Source organism: Pseudomonas sputi (genome assembly GCF_021603585.1).
GTDB lineage: Bacteria > Pseudomonadota > Gammaproteobacteria > Pseudomonadales > Pseudomonadaceae > Aquipseudomonas > Aquipseudomonas sputi.
The window spans coordinates 81,117-105,018 of record NZ_BQHI01000007.1 but is presented as its reverse complement, the minus strand read 5'-3'; the positions used below and the strand labels follow the sequence as shown (position 1 = coordinate 105,018).

The 23,902-nt window shown below is 60.7% G+C and carries 17 protein-coding genes and 1 pseudogene; 6 read left to right on the top strand and 12 right to left on the bottom strand.

The window, feature by feature from the left end; translation table 11 throughout:
• Positions 1-56: 56 nt before the first annotated feature.
• Positions 57-3,014, bottom strand: a complete 2,958-nt coding sequence (locus L6D81_RS12480; RefSeq protein ID WP_236179834.1) for an autotransporter outer membrane beta-barrel domain-containing protein — start codon at positions 3,012-3,014, stop codon at positions 57-59.
• 240 nt (positions 3,015-3,254) lie between these two features.
• On the opposite strand from L6D81_RS12480, the gene L6D81_RS12475 reads away from it, so the two are divergent.
• The gene (locus L6D81_RS12475; protein WP_236179833.1) at positions 3,255-4,607 is read left to right on the top strand and encodes a HipA domain-containing protein; all 1,353 of its coding nucleotides are present in this window, start codon (positions 3,255-3,257) and stop codon (positions 4,605-4,607) included.
• Positions 4,604-4,882: a helix-turn-helix domain-containing protein gene (locus L6D81_RS12470; protein ID WP_236179831.1), complete on the top strand. Its 279-nt coding sequence runs from the start codon at positions 4,604-4,606 to the stop codon at positions 4,880-4,882. Before L6D81_RS12475 ends, L6D81_RS12470 begins: the two co-directional genes overlap by 4 nt.
• 35 nt (positions 4,883-4,917) lie before the next feature.
• Here the strand turns inward: L6D81_RS12470 and L6D81_RS12465 are convergent, their stop codons facing one another.
• Genes L6D81_RS12465 through L6D81_RS12455 form a run of 3 tightly spaced genes read right to left on the bottom strand, consistent with a single transcriptional unit; the run spans position 4,918 to position 6,681 of the window.
• Positions 4,918-5,589: a GNAT family N-acetyltransferase gene (locus L6D81_RS12465; protein WP_236179829.1), complete on the bottom strand. Its 672-nt coding sequence runs from the start codon at positions 5,587-5,589 to the stop codon at positions 4,918-4,920.
• 11 nt (positions 5,590-5,600) lie between these two features.
• A complete protein-coding gene (locus L6D81_RS12460) occupies positions 5,601-6,047 on the bottom strand; it encodes a GNAT family N-acetyltransferase (RefSeq protein ID WP_236179827.1) in 447 nt (148 codons plus the stop codon).
• 10 nt (positions 6,048-6,057) lie between these two features.
• Positions 6,058-6,681 carry an FMN-binding negative transcriptional regulator gene (locus tag L6D81_RS12455; protein WP_230734329.1) on the bottom strand — a complete coding sequence of 208 codons (624 nt, stop codon included), beginning with the start codon at positions 6,679-6,681 and terminating at the stop codon, positions 6,058-6,060.
• A gap of 92 nt (positions 6,682-6,773) precedes the next feature.
• On the opposite strand from L6D81_RS12455, the gene pdxR reads away from it, so the two are divergent.
• Positions 6,774-8,342 carry a MocR-like pyridoxine biosynthesis transcription factor PdxR gene (gene pdxR / locus L6D81_RS12450; RefSeq protein WP_236179826.1) on the top strand — a complete coding sequence of 523 codons (1,569 nt, stop codon included), beginning with the start codon at positions 6,774-6,776 and terminating at the stop codon, positions 8,340-8,342.
• Here the strand turns inward: pdxR and L6D81_RS12445 are convergent.
• From L6D81_RS12445 to L6D81_RS12430, 4 genes are all read right to left on the bottom strand, one after another.
• Entirely contained in the window at positions 8,324-12,928 is a 4,605-nt protein-coding gene (locus L6D81_RS12445) for a dermonecrotic toxin domain-containing protein (protein ID WP_236179825.1), read from the bottom strand. The two genes, pdxR and L6D81_RS12445, sit on opposite strands and share 19 nt — an antisense overlap.
• Positions 12,929-13,045: 117 nt before the next feature.
• Positions 13,046-14,146, bottom strand: coding sequence for a polyamine ABC transporter substrate-binding protein (locus L6D81_RS12440; RefSeq protein WP_236179823.1), 1,101 nt, complete (start codon positions 14,144-14,146; stop codon positions 13,046-13,048).
• A complete protein-coding gene (locus L6D81_RS12435; protein ID WP_236179821.1) occupies positions 14,143-15,168 on the bottom strand; it encodes a histone deacetylase family protein in 1,026 nt (341 codons plus the stop codon). Before L6D81_RS12435 ends, L6D81_RS12440 begins: the two co-directional genes overlap by 4 nt.
• 132 nt (positions 15,169-15,300) lie before the next feature.
• Positions 15,301-16,299, bottom strand: a complete 999-nt coding sequence (locus L6D81_RS12430) for an AraC family transcriptional regulator (protein WP_236179819.1) — start codon at positions 16,297-16,299, stop codon at positions 15,301-15,303.
• A gap of 321 nt (positions 16,300-16,620) precedes the next feature.
• Here L6D81_RS12430 and L6D81_RS12425 point away from each other — a divergent pair, with 321 nt between their 5' ends.
• Entirely contained in the window at positions 16,621-17,040 is a 420-nt protein-coding gene (locus tag L6D81_RS12425; RefSeq protein WP_236179817.1) for a hypothetical protein, read from the top strand.
• Positions 17,041-17,207: 167 nt separating this feature from the next.
• On the opposite strand, the pseudogene L6D81_RS12420 reads toward L6D81_RS12425, so the two are convergent.
• A pseudogene (locus L6D81_RS12420) lies at positions 17,208-17,482 on the bottom strand (hypothetical protein); the annotation flags it as partial.
• Positions 17,483-17,856: 374 nt separating this feature from the next.
• Between L6D81_RS12420 and L6D81_RS12415 the strand changes: the two are divergent.
• Positions 17,857-18,264 (top strand): hypothetical protein, encoded by a 408-nt coding sequence (locus tag L6D81_RS12415; protein ID WP_236179815.1) that lies wholly within the window; start codon positions 17,857-17,859, stop codon positions 18,262-18,264.
• Between the two features lie 75 nt (positions 18,265-18,339).
• On the opposite strand, the gene L6D81_RS12410 is transcribed toward L6D81_RS12415, so the two are convergent.
• The 3 genes from L6D81_RS12410 to aspA all read right to left on the bottom strand — a co-directional run bounded on the left by L6D81_RS12410 (position 18,340) and on the right by aspA (position 22,755).
• Entirely contained in the window at positions 18,340-19,344 is a 1,005-nt protein-coding gene (locus L6D81_RS12410; protein WP_236179814.1) for an asparaginase, read from the bottom strand.
• A 99-nt stretch (positions 19,345-19,443) separates the two neighbouring features.
• Complete coding sequence (locus L6D81_RS12405) at positions 19,444-20,889, bottom strand: alanine/glycine:cation symporter family protein (protein WP_236179812.1); 1,446 nt, start codon at positions 20,887-20,889, stop codon at positions 19,444-19,446.
• Positions 20,890-21,330: 441 nt separating this feature from the next.
• On the bottom strand, positions 21,331-22,755 hold the full coding sequence (gene aspA, locus L6D81_RS12400) for an aspartate ammonia-lyase (RefSeq protein WP_039765095.1): 1,425 nt from the start codon (positions 22,753-22,755) through the stop codon (positions 21,331-21,333).
• A gap of 180 nt (positions 22,756-22,935) precedes the next feature.
• On the opposite strand from aspA, the gene L6D81_RS12395 reads away from it, so the two are divergent.
• Complete coding sequence (locus L6D81_RS12395) at positions 22,936-23,847, top strand: LysR substrate-binding domain-containing protein (RefSeq protein WP_236179810.1); 912 nt, start codon at positions 22,936-22,938, stop codon at positions 23,845-23,847.
• Positions 23,848-23,902 lie beyond the last annotated feature (55 nt).

The following is a 23,902-nucleotide window of genomic DNA, read 5'->3' as shown; positions in this document are numbered from 1 at the left end:
CAATCGACCCGACGCCTTTACCTACAACGCCCGCTGAAATCTGGATTGGCGAAATCTCAAAAACTCATCTGCCACTGCCCGATCAAGCCGTGATTACGGCTGTTACTGCCAATCTCGCCGCTGTATCCAACCCCCAGCGTATGTCGTGCGGAAATGCCCAGATCCAGCCCTGCTTCGAGTACGAGGCTGTCACGATCCAGCGAGCTGCCATCGACGCTGAATGCGGTGCCGCCAACGACGAAGGCCTGACGGGTCGAGCTGCTGACATCGCCGTAGGTGTGCTTCCAGCCGGCGGCCATGCGCGGGGTCAGGCTCATGCCATTGTCCAGCGAGCCGAGGTGAGCCAGGCGTACGCCGAAGGTGCTGCTGAAGTTGTCCTGAGTCTGGCTGTCGACCTGCAAGGCCGCCGCGCCGCCCTTTTCCCGGTAGCGCTCGCGGTGATAGCGCTGGTAGCCGAGGCTGGCGAAGGGTTCGGCGCTCAGTCGGCCGCTGCCCATGGCGTAGCCGAGTTCGGCGAAGGCTTGCTGGCTGTCGGCGTCGTAATCGCCCTTGGGGCGATCGCTGAAACCATTGAATGCGATGGTGCGTTTGCTTTCGCCCTGATGGCCGCTGTACGCCGCGCCGAGGCGCAAGGCCAGCGGGCCGTTTTGATGCAGCGCGTAAACACCGGCGTGCCAGCTCTCGACATTGCCGTCGACGCCGGTGGCGTCCAGATCGGTCTTCGAATAACCGCCGAGCACACCCACTCGCCATTGCCGATTCAGTGCCCAGTCGGCACCGAGTACGCTGCCTTTGGTGCGTTGTTCCAGGCCGCTGCTGCCGTGTTCGCCATCGAGCTTGCCGTAGCCGCCGATGGCCTGCAGCCAGAGCCGGCCCCGGGCGTTCGGATCATTCAGGTTTCGCGCTTCGGACGGTACGCCGTTGGCGGCGAGGATCGGTGTGTCGCGCGGATCGAGGCCGACCATCAAGCCCGGACTGCCGCCCATCTGTTGCATCGCCGAGAGCATGCTGTTACCGATCTGGCTGCTGGCGCCGAGGGTGGCGCTGGTCAGGTTGGCGTTGCTGGCGCCGGCCAGTTGCTCGATGGCCGCGCCGGCGCTGGATTGCGTGGTGTTGAGCAGGGCGTTGTACAGCGCGTTGTTCTTGCTGATCGAGGCCAGGCTGTTGGCGGCGTTGCTGCCGTTGCCGGTGGCGGCGAATTCATTGAACGCCACGTCATTGCGGGTGTAGGTCAGGTCGACCTGAGTCGGCGTGTAGGCGAGGGTCGGGGTGAGGAACGCGTAGTCACTGGTGACCGCGCCGAACGTACCGTTGACCCGCGCAGCCTGCAGCACCGTGTAATGGCTCTGCCACGGGTATGTGCCGCTGCCGGGATTAAGCGCCAGTGTTGCGCCGTTGAGGTTGGCCGTGCCGCCAACCTGAACCGGCGCGCTGCTGCCATCGGCGTTGACGCCGTAGGCGAGGGTGGAGGCGCTGCCCATGTTCAAGTCGTGCACGACGGTCACGGTGCCGAGACGGGTGTCGGTGCGCAATGTGCCATTGACGTTGAGGTTGCCCACCGAACCACCGCCCGCATACACACCACTGGCGTCCACGGTCAGATTGCCGGCGATGCCGCCCTGGTTGATCAAAGTGGCGCCGTTGCGTACAGCGCCGCCATCGCTGAAGTCGCCGCTGCCGGTGAGTGTCCAGGCACCTTGTTTGATCTCCAGCCATTCAAAGTTGCGGCTGGCACCGAAGCTGCCGCCAGTTGCGTCATCCATCACTACGCGGTCGTAACCGCTGCCGCCATCGACCACGCCGACAAAGCGGCTGCCGCTGCGCAGGGTCAGGCTGTCATTGCCGCCGCCCAGATCCAGCGCCAGGCCGTTGCTGCCGCTGATGGTGCCGCCGTTGATCACGCTGTCGGCGAACTCACCGACGAACTTCACGCCGAAACCGTCGAGACCCTGGATCGTGCCGTAGTTCTGCAGCGTGGTGGCCGCCAGCCCCGAACCGCCGCTGCCGTCATCCACCAGAATGGCGCTGTTGGCACCGCTGATCAGGGCGCCCTTGGCGTTGAGAATGTACCCGCCGCCCAGCGCGATGCCTTCACTGCCATTGGCGAAACCGCCCTTGTCCACGCCACCGGCACCGACGCCTTGAACAGTGCCGTAGTTTTCGATGTGGGCGATGTTGTCGATGTCCACGCCGTCGCCGTCGCCATTGGCTTGCAACCCGGAATACGCACCAGTGATGGTGCCGTGGTTGATCACTGTGCCGTCGCCATCGGAACCGAAACCGGAGCCGTTGCGCCCGGTGATCTGCCCGTAATTGACCAGCGTCGCCCCCAGATCAGTGGTGATGCCATGCCGGCCGCCGGAAATCACGCCGTAGTTGGTCACGCTGACGCCGGCCGCGGTGTCGATATCGATGCCGTCGAATTTCTGGTCGGCGTTGTGCGAGTCACCGGTGGAGATCTCGCCGTAGTTGCTGATGGTCGCATTGGCGCCGGTCTTCATGCCGTCGCTGGCGTCGCCACGAATCAGCCCGCCCGCGCGGTTGATGATCGTGGTTTTCATCCCGTCGCTGCGCAACGCATCCAGATCCAGGCCCTGGCCGGTGGTCGAGCGAATGGTGCCACTGTTGTCGATCAACAGGCTGCCGCTGACAAAGTTGCTGTCGATGCGAATCGCATCGTTGGCCCCGAGAATCTGCCCGCCGCTGCGGTTATAGAGGGTGTAGTTGCGCGCCTGGGTCAGGTCGCCACTGCTGTCGATGGCCCGGCCACCGCTGGAAATGATCTTGCCGGCGTTATCGATGATCACCCCGACCCCGCTGGTGCCGTCCTTGAGGCTTACCGCTTTGCCGCTGTTGGTGATGCTGCCCGGCGCCGAAATCGTCAGGGTGTCGCTGCCACCCAATGTCTGCGATGCAGTCGTGGCGGTGTCGATCTGCACGGTCTTGCCGTGGGCGGCACTGGTGGCGATCAGCAGGGCAATGGCAAACGACAGGCGCTGGGGCGGGAAGGGCATGGGGTGAACGTCCTTTTTGTTATAAGCGGGGCGTCCTGTATAGCGGAGGGTTTTTACAGAATGATGTCCGTGGCGGACTCAGCAGCATCTGCATTATTTTGCGTTTATTTCGAGGTTTAAACTCTTTATTTGCACTTTATTGCAGATTAGCGAGTCTCTCGTTCTTCTGAAATGCACTATATTGCACTTATAGTTCACCAAACGACCGCAGCAATGCATTTAATTGCAGATGAGAGCCGCATGCACAACCTGACATTGCAGATATTCAACGCCGGCAAATGGCACGACGCGATGGTGTTGAGTTTCGACTCGCCCGAAAAAGGCTTCGAAAGCCGCTGCAGCTTTGGCTACGAGTCGGCGTATCTGGTCGAGAACATTGAGGCCATCGGCTCCCCTTTTTCCAAGGCCGTGAGTGCGCTGTTCCCCCTTGATTGGGAAGGCCGGCGATCCATCACGCCTGCATTCGTGCATGACATCGCGCCGGCAGGCGCCGCTAAAAGGTTTCTTCTTGCACGTCTGGGGCTGGAGAAACCTGCAGGCATCAGTGCCGATCTTTATCTGCTTGGTCGCTGCACTCCAGCTCCGATCGGCAACATGCGGATAAAAGAATCGGCCGAGGCTGTCGATGAGCGCAAGCCCATCGGTTTTCAGCGTCAGGAGGTCGTCAGCCGTGACCACCGCTTCCTTGAATATGCCTATGAAATGGGAGCTGCGATTGGTGGGGCGACAGGGGCCGGAGGTGAGGCTCCCAAGATTCTTCTGGCAGAGAATCACGCCGGTCTTTTGTATCCCGATGCCGTGCTGGATGATGAAAACGTCCATCAGCACTGGTTCGTGAAGTTCGCCCGGAATAAGGGAGGTCAAACCGATCAAGACATCCTGCGCAGCGAATTCCACTACTACCAGGCGCTTCAGGCGCTGGGCATCGAAACCGTCGCGGCAGAAGGTCTGGCGTTAGAGGAAGCGAACAAACCCAGCTTGTGGATGCAGCGTTTTGATCGCCAGGTGACGAGCCGAGGGGTAGAGCGTTTTGCCGTGGAGTCGATTTATTCGCTGGCCGAAGTGACGACGCCGGGAAGCGCTATGAGCCATATGGATGTCATTCGCATGCTCGCCGAACTCTGGCGCAATGCGGGGCAAGCGGATCAGATTCCGGCACTGGTGGCGGACTATTTACGTCGGGACCTGATCAACAAAATTCTTGGTAACTCGGATAACCACGGTCGCAATACCGCAATCATTCGTGACGAGGGCTCGTATCGTTTGGCCCCCATTTATGATCTGGCCCCCATGGTCATGGATGACGAAGGTGTGACCCGCACGACCAAATGGCCAAAAGAGCTGGAGAGGGCGGGAGATGTCGATTGGCGAGGGGTTTGTCGCGCATTGGCGGATATTTCCGATCCGGATGACCCATTGGCAGGGTTGTCCGACGCGCCGGAATCTTTCGAGCGATTGCGTGAAGATGCGCAGTGCCTGGCCGAGTTGCCGGACATTTTGAGCGCCAGCGGTTTGCCTGACCGGACAATGAATCATCCGGGCGTCCACCTGAAAAACCTGGAGCAACGATTGAAAGAGTGGGATCTGAAATGAGCATGACTGTCGCCGAGCGCACCGTGCTCATCGAAAGCATTCAAGAAGCACTGGCTCAAGGAACCTTAGAAATCGGTGAAGCCGTTCGCCGTTTGCGCGTGGAAGTGACCGGGCTGCATCAGACCCAGTTCGCGAGGATGTGCAAGATTTCGGTGCGTACGTTGGTGCACATCGAACATGGAGAGGGTAATCAGACGCTTAAATCGCTGAACGCCGTGTTTCGCCCGTTCGGGCTGAAGATGGGTGTGGTGCGGGTTCGACGCGATAACAGCTGAACCCGCAACGCAACATACTTAATTTCGATTGAGCTTTAAGCGCGGCACTCAACCAACCCCTTCACCTGCCCCTCAGCCGTCTGATTCTCATCGCTCAACCAGCGCTCGAACCCGGCCGCAATCGCCGGCCATTCCGAGTCCAGAATCGAGTACCACGCGGTATCGCGGTTCTGGCCCTTGACCACCATGTGCTGGCGAAACACACCTTCGAAGCTGAAGCCCAGGCGCTCGGCCGCGTATTTGGAGCGGGCGTTGCCGTTGTTGCATTTCCATTCCAGGCGGCGGTAGCCGAGGGCAAATGATTCCTTCGCGAGCAGGTAGACCGCCTCGGTGCTTTTCGGCGAACGCTGCATCGGCGCGCCAAAGGTGACGTGGCCGATTTCGATGCGGCCCTGGGCCGGGACGATCGACATCAGGCTGAGAAGGCCTTGCACCTGGCCGCTGGCGCGGTCGATGACGCTGAAGAAGTACGGATCGCTATGGGCGGCGTGGTTGTTCAGCCAGTCATTGAAGACGCTGCGTTCCGGAAACGGCCCGTAGGGCAAGTAATCCCAGAGTTTCGGGTCGGCGCCGGGGCCTTGCAGCGCGTTGAACAGGTCATCGCCGTGGCGTGCCGGGTTGAGTTTTTCCAGACGGATGAAGCGGCCTTCGATCAGGGTGGTCGAGGGTGGCGGCACGCCTTTCCAGTCAGCAAGTGAAGTTGTCATGTGCAGGCTCCTTAAATGGCTTTGCGAAACTGGATGAAACCCGGGCGTTCGGCGATGCGCTCGTAGAGCTGGATCGCCGTGGCGTTGGTTTCGTGGGTCAGCCAGTGGACCTTGCAGCAACCGTCGGCCTTGGCCGTGGCGTACACGTATTCGATCAGCAGGCGACCGACGCCGGTGCCACGGGTTGGCGGCTCCACCAGCAGGTCTTGCAGGTAGCAGGAGTTTTCGATGCTCCAGTTCGAACGATGGTAGATGAAATGCACCATGCCCACCGCTTTGCCGTCGGCCCAGGCGAGGGCGGCGTGGGTCGGTTCATTCGGGTCGAGAAAGCGCTGCCAGGTGCTTTGGCTGACGGCGTCCGGCAATTCCGTGTTGTAGAAGCGCAGGTAGGCCTGCCACAGCGCCAGCCAGGCGGCGTGATCGGCGGCGCTGACCGGACGGATGTCGATCTGACTCATGGTGATTTCCTTAACGCATCAAGTGAGCGAGGGTTTGATCGTTGATGTCGGGGCTGGCGGCCAGGCCTTCGCGCACGCCGGCGATGTCTTCAGGGCTGCGGTTCTGGCTGAGCTTGCGCTTGCCTTCGAGGCGGTCAATGGGAATGGCGAACCCGACGATGGCCTTGAGCATGCCGTCGATGTAATCGGCCGGGGCGTCGTCGACCGACCAGGGCTGGGCGCGGCCCGCTTCATGGCGATCGGTGAGGGTGCTGACGATGTCCAGCAGCCGACCGCCATCACTGAAGGTTTCGGCGTGGCCATAGGCGTGTACGGCGACGTAGTTCCAGGTCGGCACCACTTTGCCGTGCTCGGCCTTGCTCGGGTAAAACCCCGGGCTGACGTAGGCATCGGCACCGGGAAAAATCAGCATGGCCTCGGCGCCATCACGCAGGTCTTTCCACTGTGGATTGGCCTTGGCCAGATGCCCGTAGAGCGTGCCGTTCGGACCTTGTTCGCGATGCAGCAACACCGGCACATGGCTGGCCTGCAAGCCTTGCTCGCCGTGGGTCACCAGAATGGCGAGGCGGGTGGCGAGGATCAATTCGTGCAGTTGCGACAGGTCGTCGATGGCAAAGGCGCGGGGCGTGTACATAGAGAAAATTTCCTTGGTGAATGCCTGCATCGTAGGCAGGCTATTGGTCTGTTGTAAGAGCCATTGATGACCAATTTCATAGGTCCATTGCCATGCCTGATTCCACCACGCTGTCGCTGCCGTTCAACCCTGCCGGTATCGAACTCGACCGCCGCAAAGGCCTGAGCCGTCAGCTCTACCAGGCCTTGCGCCTGCGGGTGCTCGACGGGCGCCTGGCCAGCGGCACGCGGTTGCCGGCGAGCCGCGATCTGGCGGCGGCGCTGGGGATTTCGCGCAACAGCGTGGTGCGTGCCTACGATCAGCTGTATGCCGAAGGTTTCATCGAAGGGCGGGTCGGGGACGGCACTTACGTGGCGCAGTTGCCGCAATCGGTGGCACCAGCGGAAAAATTATCCACAAAAGTATCCACAGGGTTTTCAACAGGCTTACCCACAGCCTTATCCACAATTTCGGTCAAATCCACTGGGCATTTATCCAGCAAAGTTATCCACAGCGGTGCGTTGCAACGGCTTGAGCAGAACCATTTGCCGACGCCACCGAGTGGACCGCCACGGGCCTTCCGGGTCGGTGTTCCGGCGTTCGATCTGTTCCCGTTCGACGTCTGGGCCAAGCTGAACGCGGCGTTCTGGCGCAAGCCCGATTTGCAGCAACTGTGTTACGGCGACCCGGCGGGTGATGCGCGATTGCGCGGTCTGATCGCCGCTTATTTGCGCAGTTCGCGGGGCATGCAGTGCTCGGCTGAGCAAATTGTGATCACCAGTGGCGCGCAACAGGCAATCAGCCTTTGTGCACAGTTGCTGGTGGAGCCGGGCGCCGGGGTGGGCATCGAGAATCCCGGCTACCGCGCAGCGGGTCATGCCTTTGCGCTGGCCGGTGGTCGATTGCATGGCATTGCCGTGGACGAAGAGGGTATCGACTGCGCGGCACTGGCGGCCGCCGAAGATTGCCGGGTGGCTTATGTCACGCCGTCTCATCAATACCCGACCGGCGTGGTGATGAGCCTGGCGCGACGTCTGGAATTGCTGGCCTGGGCCGAGCGCACCGGCGGCTGGATCGTCGAGGACGACTACGACGGCGAGTACCGCTACACCGGCGCACCATTGGCCCCGCTGGCGGCGCTCGACCGCCTGGGCCGCGTGTTGTATGTCGGCACTTTCGGCAAGGTCGCGTTCCCGGCGTTGCGCCTGGGTTATCTGGTGTTGCCGCCGGGGCTGGTGGAAGCGTTTGCGCAACGGCGGGCGGTGGATGTCCGGCACTCCGAAGTGAGCACTCAAGCGGTGATGGCCGAATTCATGGCGGCCGGGCACTTCCAGCGGCATATCCGGCGGATGCGTCGGGCAGCCCTGAGCCGGCGTAACGCTCTGATCGATGGCTGGCCTCAGGGAATCACGGGGGTGGGTGAGCTGCCGGCGGTATCGGCCGGCCTGCATCTCACGGTGGCGGTCGACAGCGTAGCCCGTGAACAGCAATTGATCGAGCAGGCCGCCAGTGTGGAGGTGGAGATCCATGGCTTGAGCAAGTACTGGCTGCCGGACTCGACGACGCCGCTTGATCGGCGTGCCGGTCTGGTGCTGGGTTTTGCGGCGGTGCCGGAGCCGGCGATCAAGTCGGCTCTGGCCCGTTTGCGTGAAGTCTGGCGCGGTTATTCGTCTTTCGGTTGAGGCTCTGTCTGCGGTTTGAGGAACAGATCACGTACCTGCGGATCGACAATGCGCCGTAGAGCATTATCGACGGCATCGAAGGTGTTCAGTGTCTGACGGGTTTTGTCATCGAGCGTCTGCAGATAGGCATCGGCCGGTTTCAGGTGGGCGATGGTGTACTGCTCATCCGCATCCTTGAGCTGGTCGTAGTGGAAATGCGCCACCCACAACGGCTTGCTTGCGTGGGTCTTGTCGAGAATCCGGTACTCCTGAAAGTAGTCCCCGCGATGGCGGGTGCGGATACGTCCGCGTGGATCCTTGATGACCTCGACCTGCCCGTGGTCGTACAGCCAGTGAAAATAGGTTTCCCGAGGTTTACGTTGTTTAAGCATGGCCGCGTAGGTCGCAATACCTTCAGCGCGGGTGCGGGTTGCGCCTTCGCGCAGATCGCCGCTGAGGGACGTGACGGGCCAGGGATCCTTTTTGGCGTTTTTTCTGCGGATGATCGCATTGTCGACGTCGCTGGCTGCCTGTTCGAGTCGATCGACCTGCTGCTCGAACATGTCGCGGATGTCTGCGGGAATACGTCCTGGCCGCCTGGCGTCCTCGCGGGTTTTCCGGTTGAAACGGTCGATGTCTGTTGCAAGCTGCATGGCTGATGAAACAAGGTCTTCGTCATCCGCAGGCGCTTTCGGTTCGGGCCGTTGGGTGGAAATCTTGACGAACGCGGTCTCGCTGTCGGCGTCGCTTGCCGGGGCGGTGGAAGCCTGCTCGTCCACCTCGGGGCGTGGACGACTTTTGGTGATCTTCACTTTGGACTGGGACGTGGAAGGCTGCGGCCGGGACTTGACCGGCGTCGGTCGTTCCTCCGGCTCGGGCAACTCCGTGGTCAGGCGTTCGCGGGCCGCTGCATGGAATTCGCCGATCAGTTCGCGGACCCTGTCGAGCCTTGCCTGGACGAACTGGCCGGGATGGTTGTCCGGCAGTTGTTCGACGCGTTCGCCGAGGCTGGCGAACAGGTCGATCCGCTGTGACAAACGCTCGATACGGGCCGGTTGTCCGGCGGCGTCCACCGCTGTTTTGCTCAGCACAATCAACTCATGAGCGGCGTCGGCAGCGGTGGCCGTGATGACCCCGATCGCGACGCGGGCGGCATTCATGGCAGCCCCCGGCTGCTCCACCACGCAGCGTTCGTAGGAGATGCCTATTTCATTGGCCTTCAGGTCCAGCGGGCCGAAGTCCGGCAATAGAAACTCCAGCTTAGCGGCCACTTTTCTGGCCTTGGTCGAGTGGCTGTTCAAGACTTGCAGGGAGCGATTCAGCGTCTCCAGGCTGACAATCATCTGGTCGCTCAGCGCGGTGGCGACGGTGGCGATCTCGATCTGTTGCTTGCGTGGTACGGGTGTCCGGTGGTTCGCGCTGTCGACGAGTATCTGTGTTGTTTTGGCATAGATCCGCATCTTCACCCGCAGCCAGGAGCCGAAGCAGCGATGCTGACCCAGGGTCAGAGTCATCAGTTTGGCCTGGTGCAGTGAACCGCCGCCTCCTGCCTGGCGCCAGATCTCCAGTTGGGCCAGGGCTCGGGTGTAGTCGTTGCCCAGCTTCGTGGCCCTGTCCAGATAAGTGGAGGCAGAGCGCTCGAATCCGACCTCGCTGGCGTCTTTTGGAAGGGTTACCAGCGCTCGCAGCAGTTGCGTTTTCTCCTCGGTTTCACGCGCTTCGAATTGCTCCAGCTCAGTCCAGGCGGCGTCCATTGCCTGCTTTTTGGAACGACGGAAGGCTTCGATCCGGCTTTTCGGCATGCCGCCGCGCAAGCGCAGCTTCGGATCCCAGTGCCATTGTCCGATCGTCTCGTCATATTTCACGGCCATGCCGATGCGCAATGGATCGACCGGATCGACAAGGTGCACCGGCTCGTCTTTTTCGGCGCTGACCTGGAACCAGCGCGTGCCGACCTGGACGCAGGTCTTGCCCTGCAGGGTGTACAGATGAGTGAGGGGCGAGGGGAGGTTGCCACTCAGGTCAGGTGGGGGGATCTGGAATCGGTCGAGCATCTCGATGAAGCGCGTGCTGTTGTCCGGTCGCAGCAGTGCCCCTTGTTCGAGTTGAGTGAGATGCGCGGCAGGCACTTCACCGATAAGGGTTGTCGGATCCAGCGTGACGGAGGGCGTGGTCTCCACAGGGGGGGACTCGGTTTTCTGCGCGGGCAGCCGGCTGGCTTCGCCGGGCTTTTTCGGTCGCGGCAGCCAAGAGTGATTGCGTCGCGCCACGACGTGCTGGGTCAGGATGATGCCGAGTGTCAGCAGCACATCGCCGGTGGATTTCCAGGCCACCACGGTGTCGTCACGTTCATGGGCATCGATCGCCTGCTGGATCTGCGTGATGGTCTGCCAGACCCAGACGGCGGTGCCCGCCGCGCCGCTCATGAAGTTTGCGGCGACGTTGAAGAGCGCCCATCCACTGTCCGTCAGAAGCGCCCAGCGTCGCTCGCTGTTGGACTGTGACTGGCGGTTGGCAAGTTCAACCAGCGCTTGACTGTTTGCCGCGTACAGCGACGCGAGAATGTCTCCGTCCAGAGGTGCGTTTTCCAGTTCGATCGGACCGGTCAGGTCGAGATGCATGAAAGGTTCGGTGCCCAGTTGGGTGATGATCCATGGCGAGGGCAGACCGACCGGGAAGGCGTATTGCGAGTACTCGAAACTCCGCGCAGCACTGTCCAGCCAGGCCAGTACCGAGCTGCGCAATTCGCCATCCTGATACAGCGCATACATCAGGTTCTGCAAAGACGCGAACTGCATCAGTGGAGTGTCCAGCAACGGTCGGTACAGCAGGCAAGGCCCCCGGGTGTGCACGCGCGGGCAGATGATGAACATGTTGGCGACCCCATCCGAACGCCGGCTCAAACGGCGGCGTGGGACAAACGCCAAAGGGCGGATGGTCACCGGATGTTCGGTTGTCGGCAGTTGGCGGGTGATGGCGTCCATCAATTGGCAGACATACGCATAACCGCGTTCATCGACGCCGCCCAGCTGCTTGAGTTTGCACTCCAGCGCGAGCAGAGGCAGGAGCGTCGGCAGTTGGCGCAGATAGCGGGTCTTTTGGGCAGCCGAGCGGATCGGGTCATCGATCAACGCGCTTTTGATCGCTTGCGGGTAGTGACCGCCGATATCGACCTTTTGCGCGATGTCAGTCAGAAAATCCACGGTCAGCCAGGCAGGTACGGCCCGGCCATTGTCGAAGGCGAGGGTGGCTTGATACGGCGGAGCGTTTTGCAGAGCGAATTCGCCCAGGGTCACGTGTGTCCGGTCAAACGGGTTGGGCAGGGTGACGCCACCGGTTTCGAAGCTGTTGGTGACGGTGATCCGCAAGTGTTCAAAAGGCAGGTCGGCAGCACCGGTGGCACTTTTGTGGGCGATGATCGCTTCGCGCATCCGGCGCTCGGCGTAGGGCTTGATCAGAGGGATGTCGTCTTCCTTGAACACGCCATTCTCGGCTTCGTTGCGCAAGGTTCCGAGCTCGGCAATGTAGCGACTGTAGTCTTGCAGATCATCGGCAGAGCCGGCTTGCAACCAGTCGGGAATGGCCTCTTCCAGTCTGTCGAGCCGCGCTCGCTCGAGCGAACTGAAACGGGCACGGCTTTGTCGTGTGGAGCCGGCGTGGGCACTGATTGACGGACTGGCGGGATCCAGCGCCTCGATGGCCTCGAGCTGGTTGCTGATCAGCGCTTGTGCCACGGCATCGAAAATATGCCCTTCAGGCTCGATCAGGCGCCATTTCAGGGAGCGACTGGCCAGCTCCGGGGCGATCCGCTGCGGGAGTGTTTCGCCCAGCTCGGCCAGTGAATCGAATGACTCATAGCCATCGGCAACGGTGTACATCAAGACGCGTTGCCGCTGGTTGACGGTCGCGGTCAGCACCAGCGCGCCGGCGATGATCAGGTGCGTGCTGTCGTCGCCTTCGACCAGGTCGATATCCAACAGGCAGGCCTTGAGCCCGACAAAATTGCTTTTCACCCTCGCTCGTTCGTTCCGGTCCGGATACTGCGCGACAAATCGCGCCAGCGCGCAATCATCGGCGCCCCAGCCGCTGGCCGTCTGCACATTGGCGGCCGAACACAACAGATCGGACAGCTCCTGCCAGCGCGGCCGGGTGCCGGGTGATTCGTTCCAGTAATCAAGCTGGCGCTGCTGGTATTCGAGGAACAGGAACGGGGTGTGATCGTTCATCAGCGAAGTGATGTCGTCCATGCTCACCGGCAAAAGAATCGGCGGGACGGCCTCGGGGGATCGGGTCAGGAAGTGCTCCCCGTCAAGGTAATCAGCCTTGGTCTTGCGCAGGCAATGCTGGATAAAGGCGTGAGTCAGGGACTCGAAGGCGAAGGCTCTGGAGGGGCTCTGCAAGGGATCGGATTCGGGCAGGGGCGTCGCGAGCAGGGTTCGGTCCGGATCGATGTGTTGCTCGGGATGGTTTTTGCTCAGCGCTTCTCGCAACAACGTCGAGGCGACCTGATGCAGCGAGTAACCCTGGCCGATCAGTTCGGCCAGCAGGCTCTGTTTCAACAAGGGAGGGGAAACACTGGGTACAGCGATGGTGGCAGATTCTGTCATGGTCATGTCCACGGGAAAAAACCGGACACTAGAACCCCGGTCACGGCGCGTTGCAGTACATAGATCTTGCAGGCAAAAAAAGACCCGCGGCTGCGGGTCTGGTGGGGGCGTAACGTTTCAGGTACCGGACTTGATCCTGGTCCAGGCCCGAGTGCGAGCCCGTTCCGCATCACGCGGCAACGGTTGCAGGGTGTAGAGCGTATTCATCGCCGCATCGGTCGGGTACAGATTGGGATTGTTGCGAATCGCCGGGTCGACCTGCGCGGTGGCGTCCTTGTTCGGGTTTGGATACCCGACAAAATCGCTGACCGGCGCAATCACCTGCGGTTGCAGCAGGTAGTTGATGAAGGTGTAGGCATCCTGCGGGTTCTTCGCGCCTTTCGGGATCGCCAGCATGTCGAACCAGATCGGCGCGCCTTCCTTCGGCAGGCGCATGTCGACCACCACGCCGTTCTTCGCTTCCCTGGCGCGGTTGGCGGCTTGCGAGAAGCTGCCCGAATAGCCGACCGCGACGCAGATGTCGCCGTTGGCGATATCGGCCATGTACTTGGACGAATGGAAGTAAGTCACGTACGGGCGAATCTTCATCAGCAGCGCTTCAGCCTTGGCGTAGTCCGCCGGGTTCTTGCTGTTGGGATCCAGACCAAGGTGCTGCAGGGCCAGCGGCAGAATCTCCGACGGCGAATCGAGCAAGGCCACGCCGCACTGCTTGAGCTGGCTGATGTTCTCTTCCTTGAAGATCAGGTCCCAGCTGTCCACCGGCGCGTTGTCGCCCAGCGCGGCCTTGACCTTGGCCGGGTTGAAGCCGATCAGGATGGTGCCGTACATGTACGGTACGGCGAACTGGTTGCCCGGATCATTGGCCTCGATCAGCTTCATCAGTTTCGGGTCGAGGTGGTTCCAGTTCGGCAACTGGCTGCGATCCAGCGGCTGGAACACCCCGGCCTCGATCTGCTTGGCGAGGAACACATTGGACGGGACCACCACGTCGTAGCCGGAGTTGCCGGTCAGCAGTTTGGCCTCCAGCGCTTCGTTGGTGTCGAAGATGTCGTAGACCAGTCTGGTCTGGCTGTTCTGCGCCTTGAAGTCGTCCAGGGCCTTGGGAGTGATGTAGTCAAACCAGTTGTAGACGCGCAGGGTGCGTTCTTGCGCGTGGGCGCCGCCGCTCAGCAGCGCCGCGCACAACACAGGCGCAATGAAGTGTTTGAGTCTGTTCATTGTTCGAAACCTTCAAGCACGTTCACCGCGTTGATGCCGATTTCTTCCACCGCGTACCCACCTTCCATGACGAACAGCGTCGGCTTGCCGAGGGCGGCGATGCGCTTGCCCATCGCCAGGTAGTCCGGGCTGTCGAGCTTGAACTGCGAGATCGGGTCGTCCTTGAAAGTGTCGACGCCCAGCGACACGACGATGATGTCGGCGCCGTAGTTGTCGATTTCCTGGCAGGCCTGATCCAGCGCAGCGCTCCAGACATCCCAGCCGGAACCGGCCGGCAGCGGGTAGTTGAAGTTGAAGCCTTCACCAGCCCCTTCACCGCGCTCGTCTTCGTAACCGAGGAAGAACGGGAATTCCGCTTCCGGGTGGCCGTGGATCGAGGTGAACAGCACGTCGCTGCGCTCGTAGAAAATCGACTGGGTGCCGTTGCCGTGGTGATAGTCGACGTCGAGGATCGCGACCTTCTTGTGGCCCTGATCGAGGAATGCCTGCGCCGCGATGGCGGCATTGTTGAGGTAGCAATAACCGCCCATCAAGTCGCCGGCGGCGTGGTGTCCCGGTGGACGGCACAGGGCGAAGGCGCCACGGGCGCCGCGCTGGATTTGCGCCTGTGCGGTCAGTGCCACTTGCGCCGCGCTGTATGCCGCTTGCCAGGTGCCGGCGGTGATCGGTGCGCCGCCGTCGAAGCTGTAATAGCCGAGCTGGCCGTGCAGGCTGGTCGGCTTGACCTGACGCAACGTGCGTGCCGGCCAGGTGTAAGGGAGCAAATCGCCGTCGGTGTTGAATTCGCTCCAGCGCGCCCAGGCGCCTTTGAAGAAGTCGAGGTAATCGCGGCTGTGGATGCGCTCGATCGGCCCGAGACCGAAATCCTTCGGTGCTTCGACCGGGCCGAGGTTTTGGTTTTTCACCCGTTGCAGCACGTGGTCGGCGCGCGACGGCATTTCGAAGCAAGGCTTGAGTTGCCCGTCGATCAATTCGCAGCGGCCATGGTGCAGGTGGTGATCGTCAGAGTAGATCGTCAGCATTTGTTGTTCTCCGCAGGGGCTGATTCGGTTGGCTCCAGTGTTGCGGCGCGGGGCGAATCGGAGAACGGCCAGAGAGGCCAAAAGGGGATCGATATGGCCAAAAATACTGACCTGATATCGCCCCTCGACGGTTTAACCGTGTGGACGGAACTGACTCGGTGCCACGCCGCTCCAGCGCACGAAGGCATGGCGGAAGCTCGCGGTCTCACTGAAACCCAGGGTTTCGGCAATGCGGTAGATCGGCAACTGATCCTCGCAGAGCATCTGCTTGGCCCGCTCGAAACGCAGTTCGTCGAGCAGTTCCTGATAGCTGCAACCCATGTCCTTCAGATGCCGGCGCAAGGTGCGCGGCGAGCAGTTCATCTGCTGCGCCAGACCTTCGAGCCCCGGTGCTGCATTGAGTTGTGCACTGAGCAATTGGCGGATCCGCCCCAGCCACGCCTGGCGACCGGTGAACTCGGTGTTTTGCTTGCGGCAACGCTCGGCCATGGCCTGGTGGGTGATGACGTCGGCCAGCGGCAGCGGCTGATCGAGCCAGCGACGGTCAAAGGCGAAGGCGTTGTCCTTGGCGCCGAAGTGCAGCGGCGCCTTGAAGTGTTCGGCGTAGCTGTCGCGGTAGTCGGGTGCGGCGTGTTCGAAGCGGGCGGCCAGCAATGGCAGCGGATGGCCGAGCAGGTCGTCGCAGATGACTTTCAGCGATACCAGACAGAACTCGGCATTGAACACCGCCATCGCCGGGCTTTCGCGGTAATCGGCGGCGACGAACCAGACGCGCTCGCCGTCGTCTTCCAGGCTCAGTTCGAAAAGTGTTCCCAGCAGCGCCGGATAACGGATCGCCAGTCGCAAAGCGTCACCGAAGGTGGCACAGGTCAGCAGCGCGTAACCGAGGATGCCGTAGCAGGAAACGTGCATGCGCCGGCCCAGTTCCAGACCGATGTCATGCTTGAGCGCGACGGCGTTGGCGCAGACCTGCATCTCCTGGTTGGTGGTGATGCGGGTGTCGGCCCGGCTCAGATCCGCCGCGCTGATACCGCTGCCGGCCAGCAGTGCTTCGCTGGACAGACCTTGATCCCTGAAGGTGTTGAGCACCAGGGAGACGGCGTTGAGGGTGGTGAGGTGGGAGTGGAGCATGACACGGTCCGGTTTAAGGAGGTTCTGAATTCATGCAGATTATGTGCCGTTTTAAACTTGCTTAGTTGGCTGTCTTTAATTGCCGGGGATTAATTAGTTAAGGTTGTTGTAAGTTTAATACAGGCTTGTCGCCTTTCTAAATTACTCGGGTTGTCGTTGCTCGTCTACTGTCATAAATAACAGGTTTTTAAGTAATTCGTTACCGTTCGTCATGAATTTTTAAATATTGATTTTTTTTGAGATTTTTCTGGATGTTCAATATTTGTGGTGCTACGTTTTTTTGTGTGGAATTAATACTTGGTGATTTTTGAGGATGAAGAAATGGATATTTCGAAGATAAAAGAAGCAGATGGTTCGAATGCAGTGTTGAAGGCGGTCGGGCAGATTGAATTCACAAATTATATGGGAGAACGGGTTGTTTACCTAGCCAACAGGATTGAGGCGTTCGGGAGTGATGCGGGTTGGCGCTCCTTGTTTTTTGGTCTGATTGATGGAAGTGATAGAGGTGTACAAATTAACATCAGGGAAATGGCATACGGATTGAATTTGGATCTTTCCTCAACTATGGATGGCCAGGTATATCATAAAATTGGTCCGACCACGATAGGTGCTGGTAAAGGTTATCTTGTTGTGAGCTATGATGCTGAGAGTAAAGTCTACACTGGGAGTGCAGCTACTTTTGGAACTGGGTTTGAGTTCACGATGGAGGAAGCAGTATTTAAGATTCAGGAAGGCGTTTAGTTGTCTGGCCCTCCCTGATGGAGGGAGGGCTAGTTCTATCGATGGGCCTTTAGCATGTTTTAAGATTTAATCAGGACGCCTCAACCACCGCTACCATAGTGAGATGACTTTTTGACCATGCTCATGGCTGCCACAGACTCTCTAGTGCGTCAGTTCGGCTCGCCCCACTAGTCGAGTTCGACCACGCGCCGTACGGCATCCGTCTCAAGACTTGCCCCAGCAAGCCATGCAACTTGCCGAACGCCACGCAAAGCAAGCGGCTGCCGGCTTCATGCACATCCAGCTCCACACCGCCTTCATGGTACGGAGTGACCGCAACCACCACGACCCCGTTGTCCCGCGCCCGGCCAGGGCTGCGCACTTTCGCGCAGCGGGTCGGCGCCAGCAGTTCGCCGTGGCCGAGGGCAGCCAGTGCGCCGCAGAGGTTTTCCCAGCCATTCGCTGTCGGTGAGGTGGGAGTGGAGCATGGGCGAATCCAACGACTGAACTAACTGCATGCACGCAAGTTGCGCGTCGTAGACGTTAATAGATGAACCATCATTCAATTAAAATCGCCGATATATTTCGATTCTGCTCTTTTTGCTGGAATTTGATATAGGCCAGGTGGCACTAGAGATTAGATGAGAAAAATACTGGCGACAACTGTCAGAGTTGACAGGTTTTTCGACTGGAAATGACCGTTTGTCGGTTATTTGAAGTGCCATGACTATTCATTGTTTGATTCGTCTTTTGTTTTGACCTGGCCACGATCTGTTGCTAGCTTCATTGGCAAGCGCGCTTGAAAATTGAAGGTTTAATCAATAAAGGAAAGTGATCATGAATGGTTCCAGTCATCAGGATAGTAAAAAAGCCGATTCCTTGAAAAGTGCCACGGCCGGAGAAATCAAGGGATTACTCGATAATACGCCTTACAGTCTGCCCGCGTTCCTGGCTGATTCAGACGACATGCTCGCCATTTTCGCAATTCTGGACAGTGCAGATCATTTTGTTGAAAAAATCGCGATCTATGTGAGTTTAAAACTTGAAGGGAAAGAAGTTTCTGTTCCTGAAGAAGGTCATTTAGAGGTGCTATATCGTGGAGCGTTGAATGTCGCCACGAGTGGAACAATAAAATTCAATAGAGATGAGATCGGCAGGCGATTGTTTGGCAGCGCAAATGTTGATTTCAGTGATGGAACAACAGTGCGTTCGCTAAAGAATGTTATTTTCGATGCGAGTTATTGATTGGTTATGGTGCCAGGCCCTTCTGTAATAAGGAGGGCCTGGTTGTTCGGCCATCAGATGAAAATTATTCGGTACTCACTGCAGTTCTCCGCACAAGTCGAGTTCGACCAGGCGTCGCACTTCAGCCGTCTCAAGGCCTGCACCCAGCAAAGCATTCAATTTGCCGAACGCCGCCTCACGCGTCATGCCGCCACCAGACAACACGCCAACACCACGCAATCGGCTGCCGGCTTCGTACACGTCCAGCTCCACACCGCCTTCATGGCACTGCGTGACCGCAACCACGACTACGCCGTTATCCCGCGCCCGACCGAGGCTGGCGAGGAATTGCGGGTTGTCGCTCGGCCCGGTGCCGCTGCCGTAGCACTCCAGCACCAACCCCTGAATGCCGCTCTCAAGCAGGCCGTCGATGATCTCGGCGCCAATGCCCGGGAACAGCGGCAACACCGCCACCTTGGCCAGTTGCTTGGGCTGGTTGTAGTTCAACGCTGCCGGCAGGGACGTGGCTTTCACCCCGCCGCCCTGACGCTCCAGACGTTTGAACGGATGACGGCCAAAGCTGCGCACTTTCACGCAGCGGGTCGACGCCAGCAACTCGCCGTGAAAATACAGATGCACGCCCGGCGCCAGGCCGTGGCCGAGGGCAACCAGTGCGCCGCTGAGGTTTTCCCAGGCGTCGCTGTCGGTGACGCCGGCCGGCAGCATCGAACCGGTGAAGCACACGCGGGCATGCAGGCCGAGCAGCTGGAAACTCATGGCGGCGGCGCTGTAGGCCAGAGTGTCGGTGCCGTGCAGGATCAGCACGCTGTCGCAGCCTTGCCCATCGACGGCGTCGACCACCGCTTCGCGCAGTTGCTGCCAGTAGGCGGGAGTCATGTTGGCGCTGTCGATCAGCGGCGACATTTCGCGAAATCGCCACTGCGGCACCACCAGCTCAGGCTGGCTGTGCAGGTAATCGCGCATCCGCGCTTCGAAACCGGAGGCCGGGGCCAGGCCATTGGCGCTGGCCTGCATGCCGATGGTGCCACCGGTGTACAGCACCATGACGTGCTGGGCGGCAGGGTAGGTCGAGGAATACATGGGGGGTTCTCCTGAACGAGGACAGCATGCGGTCGAGCATGACGCCGACCGCTGCCTGTGTCACGCCGGGCGCAAGAGCTGCGCCCGGTTTTTACCCGATCAGCGTTGCGCTGCCGGGATGCCTTGCGGCTGAGTGTCGGCCTGGGTGTCGGCCGACGGATTGGCAGGCCAGGCCTTCAGGTCCAGATCCAGGTCGCTGAACTTGCTGGAGTCGAACACCGGCTGGTCGACGCCGGCGCGGCGCTGCGCGTCGTAGTCGCGCATCACGCGCATGCCGACCTTGAACAGCATGGCCAGGGCCACCAGGTTGACGAAAGCCAGGCAGGTCATGGTGATGTCGGCGAAGGCGAACACGGTCGACAGGTCCTGCATCGAGCCCCAGACCACCAGTGCCAGCACCAGGCCGCGGAACGTCATCAGCGCAACGCGGTTGCGGGTGAGGAACTGCAAGCTGTTCTCGCCCAGGTAGTAGTTGTAGAGGATGCAAGTGAAGACGAACAGCGACAGTGCGACGCTGACGAACATGCGGCCCCAGTCACCAACCACGGCGGCCAGCGAGTTCTGGGTCAGGACGATACCGTCACCTTCGAAGCCCGGGGTGTAGAAGCCCGACAGCAGGATCAGCAGCGCGGTGCAGGTACAGATCAGGAAGGTGTCGAGGAACACGCTGAACGCCTGAACCACGCCTTGGGCGCCCGGGTGCTTCACGGCGGCCACGGCGGCGACGTTCGGCGCACTGCCCAGGCCCGCTTCGTTGGCGAACACGCCACGCTTCACGCCCATGACGATGGCACTGCCGAGCAGGCCACCAAAGGCCGGGTCGAGACCGAAGGCGCTCTTGAAGATAGTTTCCAGCATGGCTGGCACGTGTTCGATCTGGGTGCCGATCACGTACAGGGTCACGCCGATGTAGGCCAGGGTCTTGATCGGCACCAGCAGGTCGGACACCGAGGCGATGCGCTTGATGCCGCCGATGAAGGTGATGGCCAGCAGCACTGCCAGGACGATACCGGTGTGTTGCGGGTCGAAGGCAAAGGCGTTCTGCAGCGAGTGAGTCACGGTGTAGGACTGCAGGCCGATGAAGGCGAAGCCGTAGGTGACCAGCAGCAGGATCGAGAACACCACCGCCATGCCTTTGAGCTTCAGGCCGTGCTGGATGTAGTAGGCCGGGCCGCCACGGTACAGACCGTCGCCATCGGCGCGCTTGTAGACCTGAGCCAGGGTGCATTCAAAGAAGCTGCTGGACATGCCGACCAGTGCGGTCACCCACATCCAGAACACCGCACCCGGACCACCCAGGGTCACGGCGATGCCGACACCGGCGATGTTACCTGCACCGACACGGCCGGCGAGGCTGAGCATCAGGGCCTGGAACGAGCTGAGTTGCCCGGCGCTGCCCTTGAGGCTGTCGCGGAACACCGCGAACATGTGGAAGAAGTGGCGCAATTGAACGAAACGCGAGCGAATCGTGAAGTAGCTACCGAGCCCGACAATGAGCACGATCAGTACTTTCCCTGAGAGGAAGTCGTTGATGACTTCGAGCATGGATTTTTCCTCGCTGTTTATTGTGTAAGCAAATGCTGGATGGTCAGAAACATCGCGTTACACCGGTGTGCGCGCGGCACAACAGGCGAGGCGAGGGTTCGTCCCGGATCCATATCGCGGGTTTGTTATTAGTTCGGGTTTCGCATGGGTTAGGGCCTCGTTACCGACGACCGCTCACGCGAAGAGGGGCGGCACTATACCGATCAGTGCGGCGCCCGTCTGCACGGTTGTGGTGCAAGCGACGAAACGAGGCTTTGAAACACCCGACGTTACCGGCGTCGGGTTTGTCTGGGAGCCGGTTTGCGGCCAGCTTCCATACATACGGTTCTCAGGTTCAAACAGTTAAAAAAAAGGGCTCGGGGAATCATCCCCAAGCCCTCAAAAGGTGAGAGGTGTCTAGTCCCTCGACCTGGTGAGCGGTGCTACAAGTCACGCGTCGGCTCAGGCTTTGAGCGGAACCAGACGCGGAGCAATCATGTTTTCCGGGCGCAGGATGTCGGCGAGCATGGCTTCGTCGAGCAGGCCTTCTTCGCGCACCAGTTCCAGCACGCCGCGGCCGCTTTCAAGGGCGATACGGGCGATGCGGGTGGCGTTTTTGTAGCCGATGTACGGGTTCAGTGCGGTGACCAGACCGATCGAGTGTTCGACCAGTTCGCGGCAGCGCGCTTCGTTGGCGGTGATGCCGACGATGCAGTGCTCGCGCAGCATGTCCATGGCGCGTTGCAGCAGGCGGATCGAGTCGAGGATCTTGAAGGCGATCAGCGGCTCCATCACGTTCAGTTGCAGCTGGCCGCCTTCGGCTGCCATGGTCAGCGCCAGATCGTTACCGATGACCTGGAAGGCCACCTGGTTCACGGCTTCCGGAATCACCGGGTTGACCTTGCCTGGCATGATCGAGCTGCCTGGCTGACGCGCCGGCAGGTTGATCTCGTTGATGCCGGTGCGCGGGCCGCTGGACAGCAGGCGCAGGTCGTTGCAGATCTTCGACAGCTTGACCGCGGTACGCTTGAGCATGCCGGAGAACAGCACGAAGGCACCCATGTCGGAGGTGGCTTCGATCAGGTCGGCGGCTGGAACCAGCGGCTGACCGCTGATCAGGGCCAGGCGCTGCACGGCCAGGGCCTGGTAGCGCGGGTCGGCGTTGATGCCGGTACCGATCGCGGTGCCGCCCAGGTTCACTTCGGTCAGCAGTTCCGGGGCCAGCGTCTTCAGACGGGCCAGGTCTTCGCCCATGGTGGTGGCGAATGCGCGGAATTCCTGACCCAGGGTCATCGGCACGGCGTCTTGCAGCTGGGTACGGCCCATCTTCAGGACGTGGTTGAATTCTTCACCCTTGGCCGCGAACGCCTGAATCAGGCTGTCGAGGCTGGCCAGCAGTGCGTCATGACCCAGCAGCAGACCCAGGCGGATCGCGGTCGGGTAGGCGTCGTTGGTCGACTGCGCCATGTTCACGTCGTCGTTCGGGTGCAGGTACTGGTACTCGCCTTTCTGGTGACCCATCGCTTCCAGCGCGATGTTGGCGATCACTTCGTTGGCGTTCATGTTGGTGGAGGTACCGGCGCCACCTTGAATCATGTCGACCACGAACTCTTCGTGGAAATCGCCGCGGATCAGACGGGCACAGGCTTCGCTGATGGCAGCGTGCTTGGCTTCGCTCAGGTGACCCAGCTCGCGGTTGGCGTCAGCGGCGGCCTGTTTGACCATTGCCAGACCGACAACCAGCTTCGGGTAGTGCGAAATCGGAACGCCCGAGAGACGGAAGTTGTTCACCGCTCGCAGGGTCTGGATGCCGTAATACGCTTGAGCAGGGACTTCGAGGGTGCCAAGCAGGTCGTTTTCTGTGCGGAATGATGCAGCGGAGGACATGATAGAAATCATCTCGATAGGGACCCGGTCTGTGCCGGAACGCTGCGAATGCTAGGCTTGTAGGAATTTTTGGGCCAATGCTGTTAAACACTGCCCTATGCACATTCGGCATAATGCCCGTGTGACGCCGCGGTCGCGGCAGACGTGTGACCTGTTTTGGTGCGTGTCCGGGAGGACGTGATGAATCTGGAAAGCAAATGGCTCGAGGACTTCAGTGCTCTTGCCGCCACCCGCAGCTTCTCGCAGGCGGCCGAACGGCGCTTCGTGACCCAGCCGGCCTTCAGCCGGCGGATCCGCAGCCTGGAAGCGGCGCTCGGGCTGACGCTGGTCAACCGCTCGCGCACGCCGATCGAGCTGACGGCGGCAGGGCAACTGTTCCTGGTGACTGCGCGCACGGTGGTTGAACAGCTCGGCGAAGTGCTGCGCCATTTGCATCACCTTGAAGGCGGGCAGGGCGAAGTGATCCAGGTCGCGGCTGCACACTCGCTGGCCCTCGGTTTCTTCCCGCGCTGGATCGCGCAACTGCGCAGCGAAGGCCTGAACATCGCCACGCGGCTGGTGGCGACCAACGTCGGCGATGCGGTGCACGCGCTGCGTGAAGGTGGCTGCGATCTGATGCTGGCGTTCTACGACCCGGACGCAGCCATGCAGATGGACCCGGAAATCTTCCCGTCGCTGCACCTGGGCCAGACCGAAATGCTGCCGGTGTGTGCGGCGGATGCCAATGGCAAACCGCTGTTCGATCTGGAAGGCGAGGGCAGTGTGCCGTTGCTGGCGTACAGCGCCGGGGCATTTCTCGGGCGTTCGGTGAATGGCTTGCTGCGCCAGCGTCAGCTGCGCTTCACCACGATCTATGAAACCGCCATGGCCGACAGCCTGAAAAGCATGGCGCTGGAAGGCCTCGGCATTGCCTGGGTGCCGCAACTGAGCGTGCGCGCCGAACTGGCCCGTGGCGAACTGGTGGTGTGCGGCGGCCCGCAGTGGCATGTGCCGCTGGAGATTCGCCTGTATCGCTGCGCGCTGGTGCGCAAGGCCAATGTGCGGTTGTTGTGGCGCAAGTTGGAAGGCGGTGCGGCGGGTGGCAATCACTGAGTGAAAGCAGAGGCGAACTTTGTATTTCGCCTCTGCCAAGCCGCCGGGCGCGCAG

Coding starts and splice junctions, on each gene's coding strand:
- L6D81_RS12410 (WP_236179814.1), bottom strand. CDS start 19,344: ATGTATTCCTCGACCTACCCTGCCGCCCAGCACGTCATGGTGCTGTAC.
- L6D81_RS12435 (WP_236179821.1), bottom strand. CDS start 15,168: ATGCTGACGATCTACTCTGACGATCACCACCTGCACCATGGCCGCTGC.
- L6D81_RS12455 (WP_230734329.1), bottom strand. CDS start 6,681: ATGTACACGCCCCGCGCCTTTGCCATCGACGACCTGTCGCAACTGCAC.
- L6D81_RS12470 (WP_236179831.1), top strand. CDS start 4,604: ATGAGCATGACTGTCGCCGAGCGCACCGTGCTCATCGAAAGCATTCAA.
- L6D81_RS12425 (WP_236179817.1), top strand. CDS start 16,621: ATGGATATTTCGAAGATAAAAGAAGCAGATGGTTCGAATGCAGTGTTG.
- L6D81_RS12480 (WP_236179834.1), bottom strand. CDS start 3,014: ATGCCCTTCCCGCCCCAGCGCCTGTCGTTTGCCATTGCCCTGCTGATC.
- L6D81_RS12465 (WP_236179829.1), bottom strand. CDS start 5,589: ATGACAACTTCACTTGCTGACTGGAAAGGCGTGCCGCCACCCTCGACC.
- L6D81_RS12445 (WP_236179825.1), bottom strand. CDS start 12,928: ATGACAGAATCTGCCACCATCGCTGTACCCAGTGTTTCCCCTCCCTTG.
- L6D81_RS12395 (WP_236179810.1), top strand. CDS start 22,936: ATGAATCTGGAAAGCAAATGGCTCGAGGACTTCAGTGCTCTTGCCGCC.
- pdxR (WP_236179826.1), top strand. CDS start 6,774: ATGCCTGATTCCACCACGCTGTCGCTGCCGTTCAACCCTGCCGGTATC.
- L6D81_RS12460 (WP_236179827.1), bottom strand. CDS start 6,047: ATGAGTCAGATCGACATCCGTCCGGTCAGCGCCGCCGATCACGCCGCC.
- aspA (WP_039765095.1), bottom strand. CDS start 22,755: ATGTCCTCCGCTGCATCATTCCGCACAGAAAACGACCTGCTTGGCACC.
- L6D81_RS12430 (WP_236179819.1), bottom strand. CDS start 16,299: ATGCTCCACTCCCACCTCACCACCCTCAACGCCGTCTCCCTGGTGCTC.
- L6D81_RS12415 (WP_236179815.1), top strand. CDS start 17,857: ATGAATGGTTCCAGTCATCAGGATAGTAAAAAAGCCGATTCCTTGAAA.
- L6D81_RS12475 (WP_236179833.1), top strand. CDS start 3,255: ATGCACAACCTGACATTGCAGATATTCAACGCCGGCAAATGGCACGAC.
- L6D81_RS12405 (WP_236179812.1), bottom strand. CDS start 20,889: ATGCTCGAAGTCATCAACGACTTCCTCTCAGGGAAAGTACTGATCGTG.
- L6D81_RS12440 (WP_236179823.1), bottom strand. CDS start 14,146: ATGAACAGACTCAAACACTTCATTGCGCCTGTGTTGTGCGCGGCGCTG.